Raw genomic sequence first — 21,367 nt, 5'->3', positions numbered from 1 at the left:
CCGGCGCGTTCGGCGCTCTCCGTGGACGGGTGGACGCCGGTCTGTGTGACCTGCTACACGGCCCGAGGCGTACATAAAACTTGTACGCAGGAACGTCAAACGCATACAATGAATCTGTACGCAACGCCCCCCAATCTGCACTAAGGAGTGAGCCCGATGCTGAGCTACGAGGAGATCCTGGAGCGCGCCCTGCTGGTCGCCGCCGAGGAGCTGGCCCTGGAGGAGGCGGCCGAGACGGCGGGCGACCAGCCGCTGACCGACGAGGACGGCGAGCCGGTCGAGGTCCGCGAGGTCCAGACGCTGGCCGACGCGGGCTTCATGGGCCAGGACAACGGGGTCGTCATCCGGCTGACCGACGGCCGCGAGTACACCCTGAGCCTCAAGCGGTACCGCTGACCGAGCCGGTGGGCGCGCCCCGAGCGCGCCCGCCGCTTCCCTTTCCTGCCTGCCCAAACCCGACCCTGACCTGAGGAGCCAAAGATGACCAACCTGAGCTGCACCGAGCGCATCGTGGTGCCGACCTTCAACGCCGAGTTCGTGCCGGAGGAGGACGGCGGCGCCTGCGCGGCTGTCGCGGTCGCTCGCCTGGTGACCGAGCACGACGGCGAGAAGTGCGGGGACGGCGGGCTGTGCCTGTTCGACCCGGAGGAGGGCCTGGAGCTGGACCCGTGGACGCAGACGCAGCTGCTGTGCGTCGACCACCTGGCCGAGCACGAGCGGGCGCGGGCGGAGAGCGGGCCGCTGGTCGGCGAAACGCTGACCCGCCTGTAGCCACCCACGAGAGCCGCCCGGGGTAACCCGGGCGGCCTCGACCTGTTGGAGGGAAACCGATGGAGAGCAAGACGGTGCCGGCACTGCCGGCACTGCCGGAAGCGGCAGTGTTGCCGCTCGACGGCGGCACTGCCGCCAGGGCTGCCGGGTAGGTGCCGGCCGTGGTTCACGTGGAGAGGGACGTGCCGGAGCGGCCGAGCAAGGGCGCCTGGGTGTCGGCGTGGTTGGCGTTTGGTGCCGGCATCGTCGCGTCGCTGGCGGCGAACATCGCGCACGCCGGTGCCGGTGCCGGCGCGAAGGCAGTTGCCGGCTGGGCGCCGCTGGCGCTGCTGCTGTGCTCGGAGGTGATGACGCGGGTGCCGGCACCGCGGCACCTGCTACTGAGGGGCGTGCAGATCGGCGGCACGCTGATCGTTGCCGGCGTCGCCGCCCTGGCAAGCTGTCCGTCGACGGCCTGGTGGTCGTGGCGTCGATCGCGCTGGTGGTGCTGTCGCAGATGCGGCGCGCGGCAATGAATGCCGAGCGCGCTGCCGCCCCGGCGGCCGCCAGCGCGCCGCCGGCGCCGGTGCCGCCGCCTTCGGTGCCTGTGCTGGCACCGCCAGTCGCCGAGCCCGAGCCCCTGTCAGCCCAGGGGCCAGTGCCCGTGCCCGTGCCGGAGCCCGAGCCGGTGCCGGACCCGGAGCCCGAGCCGCTGCCGGTGCCGGTGCCGGACCCGGAGCCCGAGCCGGTGCCGGACCCCGAGCCGCTGCCGGACCCGGTGCCGGTGTCGCTGCCGGCCGTGCCGCCGGTGTCCCCGACGGCGCGGGTGCCGCTGCCGCGCATGGAGCCGGTGGTCCCACCGGTGCCGTGGCCGGCCCGGCGGCCAATGCCGAACCCCGAGCCGACAGCGCCGCCGGACGCGGCAACGGCGGAGCTGTGGGCTGCCGCCCGGAAGGCGTGGCGGGAGTCAGTCGCCGCCGGGAAGCCGCTGACCGCGCAGGCCCTCGGTGCGCAGTTCGGCCGCAAAGAGCGGTGGGGCCGAAGTCGGATCAGGGAGGCCAAGGCGGAGGTCCGGGCCGAGAAGGGAGCCGGCAGCGTCGCCGCCGGAACCGACCAGCAGGAAGCCCGGGTGCCGGTCGGCGCCGGGGTCCAGTAGAGGAGGAGAGTCAGATACCGCGACGGCGTTCGGTGGGTTTCGCTGTAGTGGCTATCAGTCCGGTCGCAGTGGTTGAATGTGACCGGCCCTGTCCCACAGTGCCGTCTGGTCAGCAGGACCGGTCAGGAGAGCCGTCGGGGGACAGCAAGACCTGACCGGCCTGCGCCGGGCAAAACCACCCAGAGCCCGGGATTCCCACACAAGGGAATCCCGGGCTCTGTGCGTGACGAAGGCGGGACGTCAGGGTGTAGGGGTGCAGTGTGCAAAAAGTGACAGTGACTCAGTGGAATCTCACAGGCGCGTGTACGTAGTACGTTGCCTTGCCCCACTGCTACCCTCTAGCCCGGTCGAGTTCAGACCGGGAACCTGCCTGGGGGTAAACGGTGCGGTGCTATGGGTACGACGCGACGGGGCGGGGGGTTATCGAGGCTGAGGCCACGATGATCCGCGACGTCGCCAAGCGGGTCCTCGACGGAGAAAGCATGCGCTCGGTTGTCGCGGATCTGCGAGCGCGGGAGATCATGACATCGGCTGGGCGGCCGTGGACGCAGCAGTCGCTTTCTCGGCTGCTGCGCAATCCGCGGCTGGCGGGCCTGAAGACCTACAAGGGTGAGGTGGTCGGCGAGGGCGACTGGCCGCCGATCCTCGACATGCCGACGCACCGGCGGCTGCTGAAACTGCTGGACGCGCCGGATCGCAAACAGCCGCATGCCACGAACCAGCGAAAGTACCTGCTGTCTGGTGGCTTCCTCGTGTGCGGCTTCCCGCTGCCCGACGAGAACGGCGGCGAGCGGATCGACGGCAAGCCGCTGTACACGCAGCCGAGCAACAGCGGCAAGCGTGGCTATGTGTGTCGGGCCGGCAGCCCCAGCTACGGGTGCGGGCGCATCCGGATCGCAGCGGAGAGCCTGGAGGAGGAGGTCGCCGCGCGGGCGCTCGCCCGGCTGGCGTCGCCGAAGGTTCGGGCTCGACTGGAGAACGCCGCCAGGGCGGCGATGAGCGGCAACGAGACGACGGAGGCGGCGCTCAAGGCGATCGACGATCGCCTGGCCGAAGCTGGCCAGGCGTACGCCAAGCGGGAGATCAGCATGGTGACGCTGATGGCGATCGAGGAAGAGGCGAGGAGCGAGCAGAAGCAGCTGCGTGAGCGCATGGCCCAGGCGGTGCGACTGCAGGCGCTGCCGGCGACCACGCCGGAGGGCCTGGCTGAGTGGTGGGTCGACGCGCCACTGAAGCAGCGCATGGAGCTGCTGGCGCTGGTGCTGGACAAGATCATCGTCAAGCCAGCGACCCGGGCCGGGGCGAACCAGCTCGACCTCGACCGGCTGGAGTTCGTCTGGAAGTGAAAAGTGGACAGTGCCCCGTTAGGTTGCATCGTTGCTGGTCCGAACGGCGTAACAGATAGAGGGAAAAATTCCTTACTGTCAACTATCGCCCTGTTGCTCTTCGTGTGGGGCAGCTTATGATCCAGGTTCCGATCTTCCTTAGGTCCTGGTTAAGTCGTCCGCCCCTATGCGGTCGCAGTCAGACTGTTGGCGCATCGACACGAGCACGGGGAGCTGCACATTGCGGAAGCGCACGATCGAGATCCAGAAGCTGGCCGACCGGATCGAGGCGGAGTTGGCCTCGGGGCGGGTTGATGACGTCGACCTGACCGACGACCAAGCGGGGCGGGTGGTTGAGGTGCTGCTCCCGCTGCTGTCGGTCGAGTTGGCGCGCATTGCTGGGGGGACGGTGTGGCGGATGCGCCGCACCGCCCGCGTCGTGGCAACGAGCCAGACGGGCAGCTTGATGATCGCGGCGATTGGGTACGGTGCGCTGGCCTCGTGATCCAGCCGCGCGCCGTACATAAAATATTGACGGCAAGATCATTTGTCCCCTACAATGAACATGTACCACACGGTACCCCGTTCACTGTGGAGGAAGACGATGGTTGCCACTGCAACTGCGACCAAGCCGGCGAAGCCGGTGGTGCGGACGATCCCCGTCAGCAAGATCGAGGCGGACCCAGGCCAGCCGCGCAAGCTGTTCACCGAGGACGAGCTGACCGAGCTGGCGGCCTCGATGAAGAAGATCGGTCAGCTCCAGCCGATCGCCGTGCGCAAGACGGGCAAGGCGGGCCACTACCGCCTGGTCGTCGGCGAGCGGCGCTGGCGGGCCGCCCAGCAGGGCGGCCTCGAGGAGTTGGCCGCGCTGGTGTGGGAGATGGACGACGAAGCGGCGTTCATCGCGCAGGTCGCGGAGAACGTCAACCGCCAGGACATGACGCCGATGGAGGAGGCCGCCGCGTACGCGCGCCTCGCCGACGCGGGCTGGGAGACGTCGGCGATTGCCGAGCTGTTCGGCAAGAGCCAGCCGTACATCGGGTGGCGGATCGACCTGCTGGGCCTGATCGACGACGCCAAGCAGCTCGTCGCCAAGGGCCAGCTGCAGGTGGGGGTCGCCTGGTACGTGTGCCGGCTGTCCGCCGACCAGCAGCGGCGGTTCCTCGTGAAGTGGGCGCGCGGCGAGTTCTCGTCGGCGCGGGACGCCGAGGCGTTCGCCAAGGCGTGCAAGGCGGCTGAGGAGCAGGTGGAGTTCTTCAAGCTGGACGAGGCCGAGCACGACGAAGAGGCCCAGGAGAAGGTGGTCCAGGAGCGCAAGAAGGTGGTCAGCAAGATCGAGCGGCTGGAGACGGCCGGGAAGCTGCTGTACGAGCTGGCGCAGATGGACGAGAAGGAGCTGGCGAAGCTGCTCGCCGGCGCCGAGGGCGGCGTGGCCGCGCACCGGCAGCGCGTCGACGACCTGCGGTCGCTGGCGGGCAAGGTGGCGACGAAGCTGCGCAAGGCTCAGGCGCTCGCCGCCGCCGTGACGGTGGAACTGCACCCGGACGTCGTGGCGATTCCGGCGGACCTGGTCGACGTGGCGCCGGTGCCGGGGCCGCTGGTCAACGACGGCACGATCAAGGTGGACCCGGACTGCACGTGGGAGGGCCACGCCGACGCGGTGCAGGAGGTCGGGTTCTGCTCGGTGTGCCAGCACTGAGCGGCCGGTGAGAGTGGACGCCCCGCGGGCTGACCCGCGGGGCGTCTGCCGTCCTGGCGAACCCTGTGCGGGTGCAGTGGGAGTGCGTATGCTCCGGGCGTGGACGCCTGTTCGCGTGGAGCGCGCTGATGCCGGTCCTCGGGCCGATCGACCTGCCACCCTGCGGCATCTGCCGGCGGGCCCGGGTGCGGGTGCGCCGGGGCGACCGGGACCCAGTGGTGTTGTGCCTGGCCTGCGACGGCGGGCCGCTCGTTGAGAAGGCCCGCGCGGCGCTCGACGACCAGCAGCGGCGGGCGTTGAACTTGTGAGGCCGCCTCGTCGTGGTCGCCGCCTGTACGGTCGCAGTTTGACGGCACGTACCCAGTCAGATACAATGTTTATGTACAACCCCCGACTGCTGGAGGTAATCGGTGCGCGGCGCGTGGTCACGGTCCTGTGGGCGTGGCCGCTGCCGCACCAGCCGGCCCGCCTCCGGCAGGCGATGCGACGAGCGCAGGCCGAGCTCTACCGGCAGGCGCGGATGCTGAACGCGGTCCCGCTCGGACCGGCGGCCTTCCGGGTCGCCCGACGGGCGGTGTTCGACACCCACGCCGGCCCGGCGCTCGTCGCGGAAGTCAGGGCAGCCCAGCTGCCGAAACCGAACGGAGAGGGGACAACTGTGCCCGCGAGCTGTACGGCCGCAATGCCCGACTGCGGCCACCGATGCCGGCCGGGTGGTGCCGCATGAGCCGGAACGCGAAGATCGAGGACGAGGCCAGCCAGGTCAAGAAGGCCCTGCCGGGCTACATCGAGGTCCGCGACCTGGCCACCGCGGCGCTGACCACGATGGCGGCAGACCTCGACCTGGACCTGCGCGAGCGGGACGCCCGAGACCTGGCCTCCGCCGTGGTCGACGCCATCCACAAGGCAGCCGAGCTGCGAGGCATCGCGTTCGCGGTCACTGTCGCCGACATGGAGGTGGCCGCCAACGAGCGGTGGCTGCTCGCCCCAGCGCGGAAGAAGGCCGAATCCGACCCCGACACCCGAAGGGTGCTTCCCCGTCTGGAGCAGTACGCCGAGGGCGCCGAGAAGGTGCGCAACGAGCTGGTCGAGCGGCTGGCACGCGTCGGACGGCAGTGGCTGGCGGAACGGCCGGCGACGGTCGTGCCGCTGTCGACGCCGGCCGAGGCCAGCACTGAGGCGAGGGCGGCGGCGTGACCGACTTGCATCTGTTCACGAACCGCTACCAGCGGTTCCAGCCTGACCAGGGCGCGCCGGTCCGGACGACCGTGGGCAAGCCACGGTTCGGCCTGCCGTACGACCTGGCCGGCTTCGCCCAGCTCCTCGCGCCGACCTACTCGATGCTCAAGATGGCCGAGGGCCCGTACCGGCACATCTACCTGGAGCGGCTGGAAGCCCACGGCGTCGACCTGATCTCCGAGCAGTTCGCCGAGATCGCCGACAAGGCCGGCACCGACCGGCTCGTCTTGCTCTGCTTCTGCGACCTGAACGTGCCGCCGCCGGACAACTGGTGCCACCGGCGCATGTTCGCGGCCTGGTGGGAAGAGCAGACCAACCAGGAAGTGCCCGAGCTGGACCGGCCACGCCAGTCGCCGGCCCTGACCCTGTTCTGACGACGAAGGAGTTCACGTGGAACTGACTCTTGAGCGTCCCCGACCCGAAACGGGGATGCTGCTCGACCTCGACCCGTTCCTCCAGCCCGGCGAGTCTGGGTACTTCGCGGGGGAGTGGCTGGAGTACCCGTACGACGGCGGCCGACGGTTCGAGGCGGCGTACGCCGGCACGCTGGTCCGGCGGTGGAACGGCTGGGCGGTGTGGTCCTGCACCCGCGACGTCGCCGCCGCGGTGGTGACCGACCAGGAGCACGCCCGCCGGCACTGGCGGGCAGAGTACCGGGCACACGGCATGACCGAGCCGAGGCTGAGCCGCGCGCTCAACGCCGACGTGCCGGAGATGCGGTGGGACGGTGACGTGATCGTGGTCGACCGCTCGGCGCTCGACGAGCCGGAGCTGCGCATCGAGCCGGACGAGCGCGGTCGGTACGACGTGATGGGCGGCCACTGGATGTGGGAAGAGGTGCCGGTCGACGCAGCCGACACCGTGCACGGGGTCGTCGAACGACCGTAACCGTACAGCTGGGGGCCGGTCCGCTGGGCCGGTCCCCTTCGCATGGGCAAGATCAACGGTGTTCCCGGCGGGATCACCGGCGGGAACACAGGGCTACAAGCGGCCACAACGGGGCACGAGTAGACACAAGCTGAGCAGGGTCGATAGGATCGGCGCAGGTCAGCGGCCCGCTATTTGGGGGTTCAAGTCCCCCCTCGGACACCAGTATCTTTCATTTGTGCACAAGATGACGTAGCGGTGGTCAAGTATGCTTGACCACCGCCGAAGCTCCTACGACACAGGCACCGGTGCTGCCCCTCGTGGCAAGCCCTCCGGAGCGAGAGCTGCGACAACACACGCCATCTCGGCTGTCATTCCTGCTGTTGCCCTGCCCGGTCAGCAGACCAGCGCACGTGGTGCTTCTGGTTCTCCCGCTGCGGCCATGAGGCGACCTCCGCTACCGCTTCCAACTCTCGCCGCCACTCGCAGTCGTCTGGCTGTCTACGGGCTGGTCACGCTGAATGCGCACGGCCGGATCGCTGATCGGTCGGCGATGAGGGTGCTCCAGTGGGTGCCCGGACGGCGATTGAGCATCAGGGAGCGCCGCGGGCTGATTGTGGTGTCCGCAGATCCACAAGGTGTCTTTCAGGTGGCCAAGGAGGGTCATGTCCGGCTGCCGGCGGTGGTTCGTCAGTGGTGCGGTCTCGCGGCCGGTGACCGCGTTTTCATCGTGGCTGAACCGGCCAGCGGACGGCTGGTGGTTCACCCGCCGGCGAAGCTCGACGAGCTGATCACCCAGGCTCATGATGCGGTGTTCGGGGGCGGCGAGCATGAGTGATGCATCGGCGAATCATGCTGAATTGGACGCGGCTCGGCTGCTGCTTGCCCGGATGGGTATCTCGCCTGCTGAGATGTTGGACGCCGCGGTGGCTCGGCCTCCGTCGCCGACCTTCGCCGAGTATGTCCCGGTGGTGGCGGCTGCGGTCACGGCGGGTACACGGCGTGCCTACGGCTCCTACTGGAAGCGGGTGGTGGAGCACTGGGGGCATCGAAGACTGGACGAGCCCACCCCGTCGGAGATTGAGCAGTTGGCGGAGCATGTCAAGACGCACGTGGTGGCTCGGCGGAACGCCCGTGGAGGTCGAAGCGCGGCGGAGCATCCGATTGCCGCCTTGCGTTGTCTCTACAAGAGGGCAGTCGCTGATGGGTTCATCATGGCGTCGGAGAACCCTGCGTTGAAGGTGGCGAAACCGCGGCGGCTGCCGAGCACACGCCGGGCCGTGGCGGATACCCGGCTGGCCGAGATCAACGAAGTTGCAGCCAGCACCGGCGACGATCCGGCGCTCGACACCTTGCTTCTGAGGTTGCACACCGAGACGGCCTGTCGGCGCGGTGGCGCGCTGGCGCTTCGTCCGGCCGATCTGGACCAAGACCAGTGCCTGATCCTGCTGCGAGAGAAGGCGGACTCTAGGCGGTGGCAACCGGTATCTCCGACGCTGATGCGGTATCTGCAACGGCATGCTGAGGAGCGGGGCGCGACGGAGGCGGGGCAACTGCTGCGCTATCGAAGTGGGCAGCCCATCACGTATCGATGTTATGATCATCTGTGGGTGCGGATCGGCGAGCACCTGCCGTGGGTGTATACACAACAGGTCAGCACACTGGTTGCGTCACACCACGCTGACCTGGGTGGAAAGGAACTTCGGCTATGCCATCGCTCGGGCCTACGCCGGTCATTCAGAAGGCGGCGGTGATGCTGGTACTACAGCCACCTACGTGCGGGCGACGGTGCAGGAGGTCGCCGCCGCGTTGTCGGCGCTTACCAATGAGCCGCATCCCCTGAGCTAGGGCCCTGCGCCGGAAGCTCGCGTACGAATCGTGCGAGTGAGTCGCGGATCTCCTCGGCGGTCGCGGTCCAGATGAACGCGCGTGGGTTGCTGTTCCAGTCGGCGATCCACGTCCGGATGTCCTGTATGGTGCCAAAGCTCGTTCGGTGGCTTTTGACCTGGTGTTTGGAGATCGCGTCAGGCTGCTCGGTGGTACTCGTTGATGACTCCGCCGAACTGTCGTTGGCGTCGTACGGGCATCCTGGCCGGACCGAGCAGCTCGCCTCGAGGAGCGGACCCGCGACGGGGCCGCCGCCCGCCGGGACGCCGACCTGCTCGACCTGGTCCGGCAGGGACAGGACGGCACCCTCGACGCGGGCGAGGTGCTCCGACGGATGGGTGAATCAACTCCCGCCCCAGCCGCTTAGAGCAGTGAACCCACCGTGTCGTCCGACGGGTCAAACAGGCACTTAATCGCCGATTTCAGGCGATTAGCATCGGTGGCCAGGGTGAATACCACGCGTATGAAATGTTTTGCATTCTCGACAGACGGATCGTCTTGATTGTCGAGGATCTTGCAGAGGTCCAGGAGAGCGCCTGCCGTCTCGTGCACAACATCGAGGGCGTCTTCCTTACTGATGAGCTTCCTGTCGAGGTCCTCGGCGAGGATGAGGAGTTCCACGGAACGGCGGGTCGCCTCAGTCATGGCCACGATGTAGTCGGGAGTCGCCGCAGTCGTCTCCGCCTTCTTGATTGCCAAGAGTGCGACTGTCGCTTCCGCAGCCACCTGCCGCACTTGATCGATCGGGTCTGATGCCGGCTCCCAGGCGCCGCAGTGCCGGGCTTGTGCCCGGCGCGGGGCCTTGGGCGAGTCCGCCACTTCCGAGCTACTCCAGACCATTCCTAGGGGGCCGACACCCGCTACGTCGCTGGCGAGGATGTCTGCCAGGGACGCTTTGGCGTCGAAGCTGCGGGTCCGTTCTTCAACAAATGCGTGGTAGTGCTCCTCCAGAAGGATCTCTCGCAGGCTCGCCTCGATGTCCCAGGTCTCTTCGACTCGCCGCTGGATCGCGTCGAGCTCGGCGTGAGCAGCCGCCGCGATCCAATCCTGTGCCTGCGCGGTTTGGTCGATCATCATGCCCCCCTCGCTCACTGGTCCCCCGATTCCTGCGGCCGTAGGAGCCTCTCTAGCTTCTGGCGCCCCTGGTAGAGGCTGCTGCGCACTGCCTCCGGCGTCATGCTCAAGTGCTCGGCGATCTCGGCCGGCGTGTATCCCTCGTACGACCAGGCCAGCACCTGCCGCTGCCGAGGCGGCAGCTTCCGGACCGCTTCGCGGACGTCGTGTCGTGTATCGGCCGCCGCGATTTCGCACCCGCCGGCGTTGTGCCGCAGGTGCTCTTCGACGTCCTCAACAGGGATAGCGTCGACCTTCGCCAAACGGGCTGCCCATTCCCTGGACGCGACCACCCGTACCCATGCCTCAGGGTTGTCGATGCTGTCCCACCGGCGGTATGCCTTTCGCATCGTCTCCTGCGTGACGTCCTTGGCCTCAGCGGGTGGGACACCCAGGTACTGAAGCCAGGCGGCGAGCCGTCCAGCGAACCTGAGGAAGAACTCCCTGAACTCCTCGACGACCTGCTGTCGAGTTGGCTTCTCAGGTCTCTCTTGGGCGGGCGTCCGCTTGCACTCGTACTCGCTGGCGTCGTCGTATTCTTCGCGGACGACTAGGTCGGTCTTAAGGTAGACGGCTTCGCGGACGACCAGGTCGTCCTCGTCGCGAATGACCAGGTCGCGATGCTGGTGAGTAGAGAACCCCGAAACCGGTCTCGTTTTATCGGGGGTGCGGTCATCCACGGCGGCCCCCCTGCCGGCTGGTGGTGAGCACCGTCAGCGTGGTGCATGACCCGTCGGCCCGCTGCTCGCGAAGCCGGCTGCCGCCGGGCAGCGCCTCGGCGATTGCGATCAGCGAGTCGCCCCGGGCCTTCTCCGCTTGGGCGCGCCACCGCGCGCGGATCCAAAACGCCGCCAGAGCGGTGAGTTCGCCGGCCACCGCGGCGACGATCCAACCCCAGCTGATGATGTCCAAACCGAACCTCGCTTGTCCTCGGCCGGCACCCGGTGCGCGCGGCTCCGGTAGGTAAGAGGGCCCTGGTAGGCCGAGCGTGAAACGCCGTCTCCAAGATTTTGAATTTAGCGATCGGGTCAGTTTGCGAGAGAGGTAATCGGCGGCCAAGCGACGCCGCCCCGCGCCCGGCATCGGGCAGCGGGGCGGCGGCGTGTCGGATTCAGGTGGACCGCAGCGCTGGCCGCTCCGGCATGGAGACCCGCTCGGAGTTCAAGCTTCAACACGCCCTCAATTCCCGCCGCCCAGTCAGCCACTCGGAAACTTCGGCCTGCGAAGTCAGGATGACTTGCGGCGGAGCCTCTGCGAGCAGGTACGCCAGTCGGGCGCGACGCTCGATGAGCGGGGCGTCGAGGAGCAACTGTCCGCCAGGAGGTCGAAGGCCACGTATTGCGCCGGGTGGCGGGCGGCCTGTTGGAGGATGCGCGATGCGAAGCTTCGCCGCGGCCTCGGCGTAGGTGTAGTCCCTGTCCACCTCGTCCTTCGCCTGCCCCCGGCGCTAGAGAGCGGAAACTCTGGTACGGCTGTTGGTGGCCAGCTGTACTCCCCGGGTACGGCCACCTTCGCTCGTCACTTTCTGTGATCGAAAACCGGTGGCCCTGAACCCGGCATGGCATCGGCGGCGGTACGGACATACCAAGCGACCGTCAACAGATCTCGCGTCCGGAAGTAGGCGGCCTGGACTTCATGCCACAGGTCGGCCTGAGTTCGGTGCTGGAGCGTATCGACCGCGGCGGCCAGATGTTGCCGTTGGACGGGCGTGAGATCCTCCCGTCGTAAGGCATGCGGTGACGCAGGAATCGACTTGCGACGCGATCGTGTCGGGCCAGGCCAGCAGGGAGGGCAGGCGCTTGCGACGCCAGAACGCCAAGGCATGCACGGCGGCCTGCTGCGGTGCCCCGTACCAGCATCGAGGGCCCTGGTTGGGATTCGGGTCGTTCGGGCGAGGGCTTCGCTGCCCCCGACGCTTGGCGGCGCGGCGCGGCGTACTCGCGGAGTTCGGCGTGCCAGCCGGTCCGGCTCGCGCTCAGGGCTTTGAGCGCGCGCAGCAGGGCTACCTCGTCACGCTCGAACGGCCCAGCCACCACTCGCAGGAAACTCAGGGTCGCGTGAAAGCCGATCGGCCGGTACATCTGCACTCAGGACCGGAGCGCCGATACCCGGCGTCGATGGGGCAGCGCTGGGTTGCGAACATGCCGGGCGTAGGCGCTGAAACTCACTCGGCGAGGCTAGCTTGAACGGACGACGACTCCATCCCAATATCCACGCAGGGTAATCGGACGCGGCCAGATAGCTCCCCGCTAACTGGCCGCCCGTGGGGAGTTCCTGCTGGCCGCCGTCCTACGGGGGAACAGCGCCGCGTGGAGGACGCGGACCTTCTGGGGACGCTGCGACTCAGGCCGGAAGCGGCTCAGCCGAAGACCGAGGGACTTGGGGACAGCCCTCTGTGGGTAGAGACCGCTGTGATCGCTGTTTTGTCGGCGCCTGGTCACCGTGGCCGCCCGCTTGGATCCGGCATGCCTCGGAGAGCAGTGCTGAGCGCGTCATGGACCATTCGGCCTCGGGGATGGTTGGCGCGGCTGCCGGATGCTTGGGCAACGAGGAGATCACCCTGCGGACGAGTGCGCTGGCGATGTGCCACCGTTCCACCCGGAGTCCTGTGTTGTGGCAGGTCCGGCAGCGTATGAGACCGGCGGCGCATTGGACGGCGCCGAAGCAGTCAGGGCAGCGGTTGAAGTCGGCAAGGATATCGTCGGTGAGGACGTCGGCCAAGGTGTGGGGGCCGGTGCCGCCGTAGCCCCAGGCGAACAGGCCCCGGGCGCCTGCTTCGCTGTCGCGCAGGAGCCGCCGGCTGCCGTCTGGTTCCTCGACCACCACGAGGTACGAACCACCACGTTCGGGTAAGCCGTGGTAGCGCCGTTCGATGAGGCCGGACGCTGCTAAAGCCTTCCGAAGGCTGTCGTGTAGGCCTGGCGCGCGCGGCCCCGGTAGAACCACCTCACGTCGACCGTTTTCAGCATTTGCCGACCAGTCGATGGCCCCTGCGATGAGACGACGAAGCTGGGGATGCATTCGTCGGGTGCCGGGGACCTCGTCGCATTCGTCTTCGACTTGGTTTCCCTGCTCGGTGGCCGGCCAGCTGGCATCGTCATCGTCCTGCTCGTCCGTGTCGTACTCGTCTAGGACCCGTGTGAGGTACTCGTGTAGGTGTTGGGCGGCGCCACGGTCGCCTTCGTGAACGGCGGCGATCGCGTGGGCCCACAGAGTGAACAGGTAGACGGCCGGGTAGGTCGGATCATCGACGCGCAGGTGGAGGCGGAGTTCTTCCTCAGCCTTCGCGATCAGGGTGTGCGGGAGTGTCTGTGGCTGAATGGCGAGGGCAGGCCGGCGGCGGCGCCTTGCTGGGCTGTGGACCAGCCAGCCGGCGGCGATCAATCGGGCCTGCCAGGCTGCGGCGGCAAGCGGGTAGGGATTTCCCTCGGTCCGCCACGGCAGCCAGTCAACCAGCTCGTTGATTGCTTCGTCTGCCTGGTGGCCGGGCGGAGCCGCTGATAGGAGCGGGTCAAACTCGGCGATAAGGCCGGCGAGCACCAGCGATGAGCGGTGCCGGTTGGCGTCCGTATCGCTACTGGGACCCCGCCTGAGCTGTTGGGCCACGCGGTCGAGTGCCTGCGTGTAGACCTGGACCGCTCGTCCATCGCCTGCGGTGGCTGCCATCGTCGCTGCGCTGAGGAGCCTCCGCCCCGCCAGTAGCGCTTGCCGATCGAAGCCGGCCTGGAAGGCGGCCACCGCGAGCTCGGCCAGCGTCTCGCCGACGGCCACGGCGGGGCCCAGTCGGGTCGGGCGTGTGGGTGGTGCGCCATCCGGTGCGATCTGGGGGCAGCGGACGGGCCGGACTGATGTCCTCGGTCAGCCGGGAAGCGATGAGTTCTAGTTGTTCTTCGACGGCATCGGTGGGTGGCATCCGATAGGTCGAGTAGAGCTGGTTTGCGAGATGCCCGAGGCGTCGTACGTCGACTTCAAACGCGGCACTGCCCTGCCACCCGGCTGGCCAGGCCGCACTCTCCGGCGCGGGCGCGGCGAGCATGGAGGCGAGACGATTCACCTCAGCAAGGAAGAGGTCGTAGGCGTCACCGCTCCTCGTCCGCATGTCGGCTGATGAGCCCGCCGTCACTTGTGTCGCGGGCTGCGTGTGTGCGACCGATGCGAAGATCGCTAGAAGTTTCTGAGCGTCCACTGCAAGACGGGTCGCATCGTCAAGACGGGTCGCATCGTCCATCGCCTCGCGCACCGAGCGTGACACCCGTCGCCGGCGCCCCTGCCCTGGACTAAATGCATCCGTCGGGCCGTGCCCTCGCCGCATACCGACCGTGTCCCCGTTCTCGACGCTGCTGCGCTCAGCGAAGAGTTGGAGTCTGTCTTCGGCAGCGTGTGCCGGCCTCCCGTCCAGTTCAGCTAAGGCGCGGTGCCGCCGACGGCCGCTGACGGTGGGCGACGGCGGTCTCAGTGCCGGAAGAATGCGCGGTTGTAGGAGATTGGCCAGCCGCGCCCCGATGACGTCCACGAGGGCGTCGAGCAGGATCTCACCATGTACGTACCGGCCGGCTCCTCGGGCCCGCTGCGCTAGGTCGCCGAGAGTTTCGATCACCGCTTCGGCCACCACGCGATCACGACTGAGGTGAACACCCAGGGCCGCGAGCGCGGCGATCACGTCCTCCCGACCGGCGTCAGGCTCCCGACGCAGGCCGGCCGCCACCAGCCGGACGGCTCGGGCGATCTCCTCCGGTCGCTCACCGGCGTGCCAGCGCCGCACGAGAACTAGGGCCCAGGTTGCTGCCGCCGTCCGGTACTGCCCGATGGGCAGGCGGGTGGTGCCGACAAGCTCGGCGAGCAACTCCGTCGCGGCTGCCAGAGCCCGTTGTTCTCGGGAAGTACGGCCAGCGAGGGCGGCAACTCTCCGCGCTGTGTGGCTCACAAGCCAACCTGGGTTGGCCCGACGCCATCCACGCCAGATCGCATCGGCCAAGAGCAGCAGCGCCGTTCCGAAGCCGGCGAACGCCAGGCGGGTCGCGAACGGGGAGGGATTGACCGCCGCGACCATGGGTAGCACGACGCCCAGGCCAGCGACGGCAGCCACACACTCATGGCGCTGGACCAATTGAAGACGACCCTCGCAGCCCGCCAGGAGAACGGCGAGAGCAGCTGCATAGCGACCAGCCCAACTGTCGGCAGCAGGACCAGCAACGCGGCGACAATGGCCGACATAGCCAGGCTCGCGGCGGCTTGGAAGCCCCGGCCGGCATCACCTACGGCAAGGGGAATCCGCGGCCAAACTGTGGTGCCGAAGACCCAGGCCGCAGCAGCGGCCCAAGCCCACACAGCAGCCCCCGTCCGCCGCCACCGAAATCTACCTAAACCCACGGCGCTGAGTCTGCTCGGCGGTGTAGCCACGCAACTCAATCGAGGTGCCCACCCAGCCGCTATTGCTCAATGATCCGTACAGATCCCCGTCGGTCCCTTTCACCACGAAACCCTGCTCGTCGACCCAGGCGAAGAGCAGGCGCAGCGGCTCCGGCAGGTCGAATCCGCCCGGCACCCGAGCCAGCGTCGCCTCGAGGAAGTCACCCACGGCCGACAGCGTACGAGGTCACCTCACCCTCCCACAGTCCCAGCCGCACCGCCCGGTCGCCGACGTGCATGGTGCCGCCGATCAGTTGGCCAGCCTCGTCGTACTCCGGGTCCCAGCCGCTCAGTACTCCCGCGATCACCGAGGCGAACGGCTCCTCGCCGGAGGCGTCCCGCGCGGTCCAGCGGCCACCGTCGAAGTCGTAGTCCCGCCCAACTTGTCACCGTCACCCCCGGCAAGAAGGACCACCTGGTCGAGCAGGACGAGGCCCTGGCCACAGGTGACCCGGCCGCGTTGTATGCGATCGCCGTTGAGATTGCCGACGCGGCACAACGTGCGTGTCGGCCGACACCACTGGCGCTCGAAGGCGGCCCGGACGGCGTCGAGGTCTACCCCGAAGGAATGGTGGGGTTCGCCTGGGTCCACCTTCCCGACCACACCACTCCGCTTTCGGCCTGGCTGATCGAGCACGAGCACGCCCACCGCGACGGAGACGGCGACGGGGTCACGCTGAGCGCGCCGACGTTCGACTACGAACCGGCGACCGCCTGGGCTAACGGCTTCGCTGCGGTCCTGCAGGCCGCCGGGCACGACGCCATAGTTACTCACGACCTCGACTGAGGTTGGAACGCCCAGTCAGGTGTCATCGATCGGTGCAGCAGACCCTACTCCCAGGGGATCGCGGTGTAGAGCCCGGACAGGAACCCGCAGGCATGTTGCGGTGGTTGAGGGGCTTGCGCTTGGCGTAGTGGTACGGCCCTGGCGGGCGGGGTGGCAGCAGAGGCGCGGTCGCAGGCCAGGGTACGTCGGAGGCGATCCAGGCGGGTGCCTACCCAGACCGGGCTAGGGCGTACACCAGCACAGCAGCCGCCAAGAGCGCGTGTGGTGGCGGTGGATCTGACGGTTGTGCGGGACGCCGGTCGAGGAGATACCCGGGTGTAGAGGTCTTCGGTCGGATGGGCCGTGCGGTGATGATGGTCTGATGGGCGAAGGGGTGCGGCTGCGACGGAACACGGCGAAGATGCGCGGGAGCGCTTTGTTTGTGGCTCTCCTTGGAGCTTGTGGTTGGGGCGCGGCCCTGGGTTCTGCGGCGGATCCGACCTCTGCCTTCAACAACTCAGGGCCTTTCATGTACGCCAGCGCGGCTATGTTTCTCGGTGCCGCCTTGGCGTTGGTCGCCCTCTTCTGGTCGTTCTACATCGACATCGACGAGGCGGGGATGACTGTTCGGACGCGTGGTGCCACGACGCGGCTGCCGTGGAGTTCGGTGGAGATGTTGACGGCGGTGCAGATTGGCACCGACTGGAGCAACCCGGTGTTGGAGATCCAGGTGGCGCCCGGTGCGCGGATCAGGAGGCGCTTCAACCGCAGGAACGAGGGGCGGCGGGTGTACGGCCTGGAGTCACTGGAGAACTTCACTCTTCCGCCCGAGCAGGTGGTCGCCATTCTGGACAAGTTCAGTGGCGGCAAGGTCGACGCGCAGGACTACCTCAACTATCGGGCGGGCAAGCGGGCGGTCGTGCAGTGGTTGACCGAGCAGCAGCGCATCCGCGACCGGCCCGACGACGAGACCGGCGAAGGCCGGTGAAGACCCGTAGCCCTCAGATGATGTGACCGAGTCCACTGATCGACTTCTATCGATCATATCGGCCGCCCGGGACGGGTAAGAGCCCGTCGCGGGCTGTCATTAACTCGAATATGTAAGTGTCTCGATGGATACTCCTGCGAGCATCTACCTTTGCGGGGAAGATATCGCAGAGCTGAAGATCCGCGAATCCGTCGGTGGCCTTCTAGATTCCCGAGCCCTGCGCTACTCAACTCCGCTAGGCTACAATAGAAGCGCAGGCTGGGTTCCGTGGGACGTGTGTCTGGTGTGCCAATTGTCAGGTCTCCGGCCGCACCAGTTCCCCCCAGGTACCGCCTTTCGGTAACAGTAACCGTGAAACAAGAGAGCGCCCTGATCGGAGTATTGTAGGGCTCGGCAAATTCGGTCACGGTGAATTTGACTCTGCGGCCTCTGGTCCGGTGAATTGCTGCGGCTGCCGCCGGGCCAGAGGTCCTTGGAGAGTTCTGATTTCGCCTTTCAGTAAGGGGTGCGTCGCCTTCTGGTGCCCTTGCTCCTGCCCTTAGCCTTCCTCCAGGGCCCAGCTGGAGTTTGTCCGTTGAGGTTCAAAGTAAGAGCCACTCGTCCGCGGATGAATGGCCGAGCATTGGTGATGAGATGAGCTTGCTGTAGAATTGCTGTCATGGGGATCGACCCGGACTGGTCCAGGATCGGATGTGCGGGTGGTTTGTCTGAGCACATTCCGATTCTCTTGGCGCAACTTGTGTCAAAGGATGCAGTTGTGCGGGAGCGCGCGTTCATGACGCTTGTGCATGATCTAGCGTGGAATGAAAACGCCTATGAAGCGACACCGTATGCAATTTGTCGAATAGTGCACGACCTTCGCAGCATCGAGACTCCCGACCCTGCATTGTTGTTGACACTCTTGCGAAGGCTTGGGAACGCTGAAGCCGCGAGCCCAGATTACATACAGTGGCGGGGCGAGCCGACCAATTTGATCGTCTTGTGCCGGCAGTTGCTTGAGGCCCACCTCGATCTATACGTTCGCTTCCTCGATGACTCGAAGTCCAAAACTGGGGCCCTCGACGTGATCACCTCGTTTCGGCTCAATTCCCAATCAGCCGAGAAGGCGCTTAAGGATGCGATGGGGCGGGAAACCTCAAGCGAGGGGCGCGCCCAGTTCGTCGAGGCAATCAATGATCTCCGGGAGTGGAATCAAGCAACTGAAGCGGTGGACGCACCATCACTGCCGGAAGGTTACCTCGAGAAAAGGCTGGAGCTGCGCCGTGACCAGACCGCGTTCCTAGCCAATCCGGATCGCCGAAAGATTGCGGCGCCAGGGGAATTATCCTATTTCGCCCTGCGGTCTCGTCTCCTTGGCGTCGTGATCCGTGCTCTTAGGCGCGCTTCTTCTTAGTAGTGAGATGCTTCTATAGCTGTCAGTGGTGCTGGTGGCTGAGTGGGCGCCGTTCAGGGTCCGGAAGAGTTGCCGGCTGATGTAGCGCTTGAGGCTGCGCATGATCTCGCGTTTGGTGCGTCCTTCGCGGGTGCGGCGGGTGACGTATTCGTGGGTGCGAGGGTCGTGGTCGATGCGGACCAGCGCGACGGTGTAGAGCGCTCGGTTGAAGGGTCGGTCGCCGCCGCGGTTGAGCTACCCCCGCCTTCGTGGAGCTTCTTGATCATGGTCTGATGGCCGTGGGGAGGAAGTCGTCCGTGGCAGCACCGAAGAAGTACCCCGATGATCTGCGTCAGCGCGCTGTGCGCTTGTACCGTGAGTCGGATTCGAAGCCGGTGATCCGGCGTCTGGCCGAGCAACTCGGTGTGCATCACGAGGCGTTGCGGAACTGGATCCGGCAGGCCGAGGCCGAGGCGGGTGAGCGCACGGATCGGCCTACCAGCGAGATGGCCGAGGAGAACCGCCGGCTTCGCCGAGCGGGGAGGCGACGGCGCGGAAGGCGCTCCGCTTGGCGGCTTCGAATCAGCGCGATGCCGGCACTGGTTGTCCAGGGGCATGCCTGGTACCGCGTCTACCAGCTTGGCCTGTGCAGGACCGCCGGACATCTGCACTCAGGCGCAGATGATCATGCCGGCCGTGGCGTCGGATGGCGCGCCGAGTTCGGCTGGTCGCGCTCGGGGCCAGCCGTGTCCCGAGCAACATGGGACACCCATACTCTTTCATGTCGGTGGGACTCCATTGCTATAGACTCTCGGCATGAGCACCCATGCTGAGCATGGGCGCCGCAAATTCGTGTTGAGGTCCCCCCCCCTCGGACACGAACCGAATCCCGACGGTGCGTGGCAAGGTCAACACTTGCCCGCACCGTTTGTGTTTCTGGGGTGCGACAGGTGCAGGCCGAGGCTCCGGTGGACGGCCGGCTTGTTGTTCCGGTTCGGCGTCGCGTAGTGCGGCCGTGCACTGGCCGGCCGCCGTGGCCGCCCGCGGGAAAGCCGCACCGTACTTCGGCGTGCAGCGCGCTCGGCTGAGCGCCTGCGCGACTGCCACGATCGACGCTGCTGACCGGCAAGCCGCCGGCCAGGGACACGGTGTGCGCCGCAGCGCCGGGGCCGATGTTGGTCGAGCACCGGGCCAGGCCCCTGCCGTCAAGTTTGTCGGTGGTCGCCGCGCGCCGTGGTCCGGAGGTGCGGTCATCCGCCGCGATGCACGGCGATGGAACAGAACAGAGACTTGCGTAGACCCGGCATCTCGTGGTCGAACCGGTAGGCGAAGGCGCGGATGGTGCAGTTGTGCGCAGGAGCCCGGCGATGTGAAGCTCGGCGATCGCAGAGGCGCGGAGCAGCGAGCCACGAACCGGTTCGCTGTCCTGGTCGAGCGCCTCAGTCGAGGACGGCGGTCGCTTCGATCTCCACGACGAACTCGGGCGTGAAGAGAGCTTGGACGCCGATGACGGTGATGGGCGGAGTCGGTGCGGGCAGCCCCTCGTCCTGCTGCGCCCGAGCGATGCCGGCCAGCAACTCGTCCCACTTCTCCGGCACCCAGTCCACGACGTAGAAGGTCAGTCGCGCAAGGTCGCCGACGTCCCCTCCCGCGCCTCTGACACCGATGATGACGTTGCGCAGCGCGGTGTGGGCCTGACCGGCCAGATCCGGGGCGGCGGGCCTGAAGTCCGGGGTGACGCCGGCCTGTCCGGCCAGCAGAACCAGTCGAGATCCGGTGGCTACGGCGACCGGCGAGTAGTCGGTCTGCTTGAGCAGTCCGTCCGGGTGCATGAGTTCCACGGTCATTGGGTCTCCCTGTCGTACTACCGCTGCTGGCGACGCGGGGCCGCGCTGCGTGCTCTGCATGGCGTCCCTGCGGACGTCTCGCCCCAGTGCAACCTGTGTGCGGGGAACACAGTCAAGCCCGGAGCCGGCGGTCCGCGGTGGACGTCCGTCGACGCCTGGCACGGTCGCCGGGTCCGGGCCGGCCAGTGCCGCCGCGTCATGTCTTTCCCTGACGTGGCGGCACTGACCGTGCGGATGTCGTCGCGCGATCCTCGGGGCGATGAGCTCTTCAACTGTCATCGAGATCGACCGGCGAAACCTGGGAAACGACGGTCCTCATGCCGTACGCGACGTCCCGCTGAGAGTGCGGCGCGGTGATCCGTACACGTCGTCCGGCACGATCGGGACCGGCGAGCCGACGTCGTCGGCCGCACGGCCACACCGGAAATGACGGCTCGGGAAGGAAGTCACGTGGCCTGGAGTACCCGCGAACTTGCCGAGCTGGCCGGCACGACGGTGAACACCGTCCGGCACTACCACCGGATCGGGCTGCTCGAGGAGCCGCCACGGCGGCACAACGGCTACAAGCAGTACGGTGTTCCGGACCTCGTCCGCCTGCGCCGCATCCGGCGGCTCGTCGAGCTGCGTGTGCCGTTAGCCAAGATCGGCGCCGCCGGATCGCGGGGTCTGGTCACGGCCGACGTGCTGCGCCAGGTCGACGCCGGCCTCGCTTCGGAGCTAGAGCGTCTCACTCGCGCCCGCCGCGACATCGCCGTCCTCCTGCGCGACCATGCACCGGCCTAGTCGCGTCAGGTGGTCGAAGCGGATGCCGACCGCGCCGGCGTCGATCGTGACGCCTTGCCGTCCGACGCGGACGAGACGATCGGGGTGAAGGGGTGCCGAGAGCGTCATCGCACCGCCGGTGGAGATCCGCTGATCGTGACTGTGTCCGGCGACATGGGCTCGACTG

At 67.4% G+C, this 21,367-nt stretch carries 25 protein-coding genes; 18 read left to right on the top strand and 7 right to left on the bottom strand.

The window, feature by feature from the left end; translation table 11 throughout:
• The first annotated feature begins 156 nt into the window (after positions 1–156).
• From PVK37_RS26520 to PVK37_RS26460, 13 genes are all read left to right on the top strand, one after another.
• On the top strand, positions 157–396 hold the full coding sequence (locus PVK37_RS26520; protein ID WP_275030543.1) for a hypothetical protein: 240 nt from the start codon (positions 157–159) through the stop codon (positions 394–396).
• 84 nt (positions 397–480) lie between these two features.
• Positions 481–771 carry a hypothetical protein gene (locus PVK37_RS26515; protein WP_275030542.1) on the top strand — a complete coding sequence of 97 codons (291 nt, stop codon included), beginning with the start codon at positions 481–483 and terminating at the stop codon, positions 769–771.
• 161 nt (positions 772–932) lie between these two features.
• Positions 933–1,286, top strand: coding sequence for a hypothetical protein (locus PVK37_RS26510; RefSeq protein ID WP_275030541.1), 354 nt, complete (start codon positions 933–935; stop codon positions 1,284–1,286).
• Entirely contained in the window at positions 1,235–1,906 is a 672-nt protein-coding gene (locus PVK37_RS26505) for a hypothetical protein (protein ID WP_275030540.1), read from the top strand. The genes PVK37_RS26510 and PVK37_RS26505 overlap by 52 nt, the downstream gene beginning before the upstream one ends.
• Positions 1,907–2,346: 440 nt before the next feature.
• On the top strand, positions 2,347–3,252 hold the full coding sequence (locus PVK37_RS26500; RefSeq protein WP_275030539.1) for a recombinase family protein: 906 nt from the start codon (positions 2,347–2,349) through the stop codon (positions 3,250–3,252).
• Between the two features lie 220 nt (positions 3,253–3,472).
• Positions 3,473–3,736, top strand: a complete 264-nt coding sequence (locus tag PVK37_RS26495) for a hypothetical protein (RefSeq protein WP_275030538.1) — start codon at positions 3,473–3,475, stop codon at positions 3,734–3,736.
• 141 nt (positions 3,737–3,877) lie between these two features.
• Positions 3,878–4,930 carry a ParB/RepB/Spo0J family partition protein gene (locus PVK37_RS26490; RefSeq protein WP_275030537.1) on the top strand — a complete coding sequence of 351 codons (1,053 nt, stop codon included), beginning with the start codon at positions 3,878–3,880 and terminating at the stop codon, positions 4,928–4,930.
• Positions 4,931–5,058: 128 nt separating this feature from the next.
• Complete coding sequence (locus PVK37_RS26485; protein ID WP_275030536.1) at positions 5,059–5,238, top strand: hypothetical protein; 180 nt, start codon at positions 5,059–5,061, stop codon at positions 5,236–5,238.
• Positions 5,239–5,653: 415 nt separating this feature from the next.
• Positions 5,654–6,127, top strand: a complete 474-nt coding sequence (locus PVK37_RS26480; RefSeq protein ID WP_275030535.1) for a hypothetical protein — start codon at positions 5,654–5,656, stop codon at positions 6,125–6,127.
• Complete coding sequence (locus PVK37_RS26475; protein WP_275030534.1) at positions 6,124–6,543, top strand: hypothetical protein; 420 nt, start codon at positions 6,124–6,126, stop codon at positions 6,541–6,543. Before PVK37_RS26480 ends, PVK37_RS26475 begins: the two co-directional genes overlap by 4 nt.
• 16 nt (positions 6,544–6,559) lie before the next feature.
• Entirely contained in the window at positions 6,560–7,057 is a 498-nt protein-coding gene (locus PVK37_RS26470) for a hypothetical protein (protein ID WP_275030533.1), read from the top strand.
• Positions 7,058–7,622: 565 nt separating this feature from the next.
• On the top strand, positions 7,623–7,874 hold the full coding sequence (locus PVK37_RS26465) for an AbrB/MazE/SpoVT family DNA-binding domain-containing protein (protein ID WP_275030532.1): 252 nt from the start codon (positions 7,623–7,625) through the stop codon (positions 7,872–7,874).
• The gene (locus PVK37_RS26460) at positions 7,867–8,790 is read left to right on the top strand and encodes a tyrosine-type recombinase/integrase (RefSeq protein WP_275030531.1); all 924 of its coding nucleotides are present in this window, start codon (positions 7,867–7,869) and stop codon (positions 8,788–8,790) included. The genes PVK37_RS26465 and PVK37_RS26460 overlap by 8 nt, the downstream gene beginning before the upstream one ends.
• A 496-nt stretch (positions 8,791–9,286) precedes the next feature.
• Here the strand turns inward: PVK37_RS26460 and PVK37_RS26455 are convergent, their stop codons facing one another.
• From PVK37_RS26455 to PVK37_RS26430, 6 genes are all read right to left on the bottom strand, one after another.
• Positions 9,287–10,000, bottom strand: a complete 714-nt coding sequence (locus tag PVK37_RS26455) for a hypothetical protein (RefSeq protein ID WP_275030530.1) — start codon at positions 9,998–10,000, stop codon at positions 9,287–9,289.
• Between the two features lie 11 nt (positions 10,001–10,011).
• A complete protein-coding gene (locus PVK37_RS26450; protein ID WP_275030529.1) occupies positions 10,012–10,716 on the bottom strand; it encodes an RNA polymerase sigma factor in 705 nt (234 codons plus the stop codon).
• Complete coding sequence (locus tag PVK37_RS26445) at positions 10,709–10,948, bottom strand: hypothetical protein (protein ID WP_275030528.1); 240 nt, start codon at positions 10,946–10,948, stop codon at positions 10,709–10,711. The genes PVK37_RS26450 and PVK37_RS26445 overlap by 8 nt, the downstream gene beginning before the upstream one ends.
• Before the next feature lie 1,431 nt (positions 10,949–12,379).
• Complete coding sequence (locus PVK37_RS26440; RefSeq protein WP_275030527.1) at positions 12,380–13,807, bottom strand: hypothetical protein; 1,428 nt, start codon at positions 13,805–13,807, stop codon at positions 12,380–12,382.
• 1,585 nt (positions 13,808–15,392) lie between these two features.
• Positions 15,393–15,614 carry a hypothetical protein gene (locus PVK37_RS26435; RefSeq protein WP_275030526.1) on the bottom strand — a complete coding sequence of 74 codons (222 nt, stop codon included), beginning with the start codon at positions 15,612–15,614 and terminating at the stop codon, positions 15,393–15,395.
• Entirely contained in the window at positions 15,607–15,753 is a 147-nt protein-coding gene (locus PVK37_RS26430) for a hypothetical protein (RefSeq protein WP_275030525.1), read from the bottom strand. The genes PVK37_RS26435 and PVK37_RS26430 overlap by 8 nt, the downstream gene beginning before the upstream one ends.
• A 152-nt stretch (positions 15,754–15,905) precedes the next feature.
• On the opposite strand from PVK37_RS26430, the gene PVK37_RS26425 reads away from it, so the two are divergent.
• The 4 genes from PVK37_RS26425 (at position 15,906) to PVK37_RS31935 (ending at position 19,404) form a co-directional block, all read left to right on the top strand.
• Positions 15,906–16,232, top strand: a complete 327-nt coding sequence (locus PVK37_RS26425; protein WP_275030524.1) for a hypothetical protein — start codon at positions 15,906–15,908, stop codon at positions 16,230–16,232.
• 361 nt (positions 16,233–16,593) lie between these two features.
• Positions 16,594–17,199 (top strand): hypothetical protein, encoded by a 606-nt coding sequence (locus PVK37_RS26420; RefSeq protein ID WP_275030523.1) that lies wholly within the window; start codon positions 16,594–16,596, stop codon positions 17,197–17,199.
• A gap of 658 nt (positions 17,200–17,857) precedes the next feature.
• Positions 17,858–18,592 carry a hypothetical protein gene (locus tag PVK37_RS26415; protein ID WP_275030522.1) on the top strand — a complete coding sequence of 245 codons (735 nt, stop codon included), beginning with the start codon at positions 17,858–17,860 and terminating at the stop codon, positions 18,590–18,592.
• A 272-nt stretch (positions 18,593–18,864) separates the two neighbouring features.
• Complete coding sequence (locus tag PVK37_RS31935) at positions 18,865–19,404, top strand: transposase (protein ID WP_423791114.1); 540 nt, start codon at positions 18,865–18,867, stop codon at positions 19,402–19,404.
• A gap of 606 nt (positions 19,405–20,010) precedes the next feature.
• Here the strand turns inward: PVK37_RS31935 and PVK37_RS26410 are convergent.
• Positions 20,011–20,418, bottom strand: coding sequence for a RidA family protein (locus tag PVK37_RS26410; RefSeq protein WP_275030521.1), 408 nt, complete (start codon positions 20,416–20,418; stop codon positions 20,011–20,013).
• Positions 20,419–20,868: 450 nt separating this feature from the next.
• On the opposite strand from PVK37_RS26410, the gene PVK37_RS26405 reads away from it, so the two are divergent.
• Complete coding sequence (locus PVK37_RS26405) at positions 20,869–21,201, top strand: MerR family transcriptional regulator (RefSeq protein WP_275030520.1); 333 nt, start codon at positions 20,869–20,871, stop codon at positions 21,199–21,201.
• Positions 21,202–21,367: the final 166 nt, after the last annotated feature.

The sequence above is a fragment of the Micromonospora cathayae genome, assembly GCF_028993575.1.
Taxonomy (GTDB): domain Bacteria; phylum Actinomycetota; class Actinomycetes; order Mycobacteriales; family Micromonosporaceae; genus Micromonospora; species Micromonospora cathayae.
The sequence above is the reverse complement of the archived record's forward strand: the minus strand, read 5'-3'. Positions and strand labels throughout refer to the sequence as shown.

Bases quoted from the DNA above. Each gene is read 5' to 3' on its own strand.
- PVK37_RS26520 (WP_275030543.1), top strand. From the start codon at position 157: ATGCTGAGCTACGAGGAGATCCTGGAGCGCGCCCTGCTGGTCGCCGCC.
- PVK37_RS26515 (WP_275030542.1), top strand. From the start codon at position 481: ATGACCAACCTGAGCTGCACCGAGCGCATCGTGGTGCCGACCTTCAAC.
- PVK37_RS26500 (WP_275030539.1), top strand. From the start codon at position 2,347: ATGATCCGCGACGTCGCCAAGCGGGTCCTCGACGGAGAAAGCATGCGC.
- PVK37_RS26485 (WP_275030536.1), top strand. From the start codon at position 5,059: ATGCCGGTCCTCGGGCCGATCGACCTGCCACCCTGCGGCATCTGCCGG.
- PVK37_RS26480 (WP_275030535.1), top strand. From the start codon at position 5,654: ATGAGCCGGAACGCGAAGATCGAGGACGAGGCCAGCCAGGTCAAGAAG.
- PVK37_RS26460 (WP_275030531.1), top strand. From the start codon at position 7,867: ATGAGTGATGCATCGGCGAATCATGCTGAATTGGACGCGGCTCGGCTG.
- PVK37_RS26455 (WP_275030530.1), bottom strand. From the start codon at position 10,000: ATGATGATCGACCAAACCGCGCAGGCACAGGATTGGATCGCGGCGGCT.
- PVK37_RS26420 (WP_275030523.1), top strand. From the start codon at position 16,594: ATGGGCGAAGGGGTGCGGCTGCGACGGAACACGGCGAAGATGCGCGGG.
- PVK37_RS26415 (WP_275030522.1), top strand. From the start codon at position 17,858: ATGGGGATCGACCCGGACTGGTCCAGGATCGGATGTGCGGGTGGTTTG.
- PVK37_RS31935 (WP_423791114.1), top strand. From the start codon at position 18,865: ATGGCCGTGGGGAGGAAGTCGTCCGTGGCAGCACCGAAGAAGTACCCC.
- PVK37_RS26410 (WP_275030521.1), bottom strand. From the start codon at position 20,418: ATGACCGTGGAACTCATGCACCCGGACGGACTGCTCAAGCAGACCGAC.